The organism is Streptomyces sp. URMC 126 (assembly GCF_051386555.1).
GTDB lineage: Bacteria > Actinomycetota > Actinomycetes > Streptomycetales > Streptomycetaceae > Streptomyces.
In genome coordinates, this window is record NZ_JBPQTX010000582.1 from 1 (window position 1) to 1,688 (window position 1,688).

Here is a 1,688-nt window from a genome sequence, read left to right on the forward strand (position 1 = left end):
CCCCACCCCCGTCCCCCCGGACATGCCGGCCACGCCGGACGTGCTGGACGAACTGGCCGCCCGGCACTCCGGCGGGCTCCGCCTCGGCCGCGCCGGACGCTGGGCGGAGGCCGACGAGACGCACCGCGCCGTGCTCGCCGAACGGGAGCGGCTGCTCGGCCCCGATCACCCCGACACCCTCGCCAGTCGTTACGAGGTCGCCTTCTCGCTCAGCCGCCTCGGCCGCCCCGAGGAGGCGCTCCGCGAGTTCGCCCGCACCGCGTCCGCCCGTTCCCGCACGCTCGGCCCCGACCACCCCGACACCCTCGCGGCCCGCCAGGAGACGGCGTACGTCCTCGGCCGGCTCGGCCGCCACTTCGAGGCCCGGGAGGTGTACGCGGACGTCCTGGCGGCCCGCGAGCGCATCATGGGCCCCGACCACCCCGACACCCTCCGCTGCGGCCACAACCTCGCCTACAGCCTGGGCAGACTGGGCCTGTTGGAGGAGGCGTACCGGCTGGCGTACGACGTGGCCGCCGCACGGGCCCGGGTGCTCGGCGCGGACCACCCCGACACCCTCGTCACCCGCTACGAAGTGGCCTACACACTCGGTCAGTTGGACCGCTGGAGCGAGGCCCTGCACACGTACCGCGAGGTGGCGGCGGCCCGCGCCCGGGTGCTCGGCCCGGACCACCCGGACACCCTGGCCGCCCGGTACGAGGCCGGCATCTGTCTCGGCCGCCTCGGCCGCAGCACCGAGGCGCTGGAGCTGTACCGCGCCCTGATCGAGGACCGCGCCCGTGTGCAGGGCCCCGTCCATCCGGACACCCTCCGGGCCCGGCACGGCATGGGCGTCAACCTCGGCCGCCTCGGCCGCTGGGAGGAGGCCCTCGCCGAGGCTCGCGACGTCTGCGCCATCCGCGCCCGGGTACTCGGCGCCGACCACCCCGACACCCTCGTCAGCCGCCGCGAGGTGGCGGTCGGCCTCGGCTGGCTCGGCCGCTGGACGGACGCCCTGGCCGTCTACCGCGACGTCGCCCAGGCCCGTCAGCGCGTCCTGGGCGCGGACCACCCCGACGCGCTCGCCAGCCGCAACGACGAGGCCCGCTGCCTGCAGCAGCTCGGCCGCACGGCGGAGGCCGCCGAGCTCTACCGTCAGGTCGCCGCCCTGCAGCAGACCCGCGCCGCCCGCCGCCGGGGCGCGGGCTGACCGGCCGCGGGGACGGTTCGGCCTCAGGCCGTGAACGCCCGGGCGACGGCCAGGCTGTCCTCGTACACGTGATGCCGCGTCACCAGCCCGCCCTCCACCGTCAGATGCAGCGCGAACCGCGCCCGGTAGGGCCGTCCCGTCGGCCGTGCCGTCAGCCGCAGCTCGCCGGTGACGACCGCGTCCGTCCCGTCGACGAGCACCCGCTCGATCCGCGTGTCCGTCTCCTCCGGCACGTGATGTGCCGCGATCTCCCGGTAGTGCGCCGCCGCGTCCGCCCGGCTCGACCGCTCCCGGATCCACGGCGTCTCCGCCCGGCCGAGCTCCTCCACCGGCCAGTCGAACGTCCAGTCCGCCCCCTCCGCGTAGAGCTCCGCGATGCGTTCCGGATCACCCTCCGCCATCCGCCGCAGCAGTTCGCCGACGACGGCCCGGGTCGCGGCGGTGCCGTCGGCGGCGATGCCGCCGGAGCCGGGGGCCTCGGTGCCGGGGGTGGCGGGGG

General features: G+C 77.0%; 2 protein-coding genes. One reads left to right on the forward strand and one right to left on the reverse strand.

Annotated elements, in window-relative coordinates; translation table 11 throughout:
- Positions 1–1,189 (forward strand): tetratricopeptide repeat protein (locus tag ACSNOK_RS32895; protein ID WP_436784448.1); only part of this gene is annotated, 1,189 nt, incomplete at its 5' end.
- A 23-nt stretch (positions 1,190–1,212) separates the two neighbouring features.
- Here ACSNOK_RS32895 and ACSNOK_RS32900 read toward each other — a convergent pair.
- Positions 1,213–1,590, reverse strand: a complete 378-nt coding sequence (locus tag ACSNOK_RS32900; RefSeq protein WP_436784449.1) for a nuclear transport factor 2 family protein — start codon at positions 1,588–1,590, stop codon at positions 1,213–1,215.
- Positions 1,591–1,688: the final 98 nt, after the last annotated feature.

What these genes read in the sequence shown, in the direction of transcription:
- ACSNOK_RS32900 (WP_436784449.1), bottom strand. Translation starts at nt 1,590, where the DNA reads ATGGCGGAGGGTGATCCGGAACGCATCGCGGAGCTCTACGCGGAGGGG.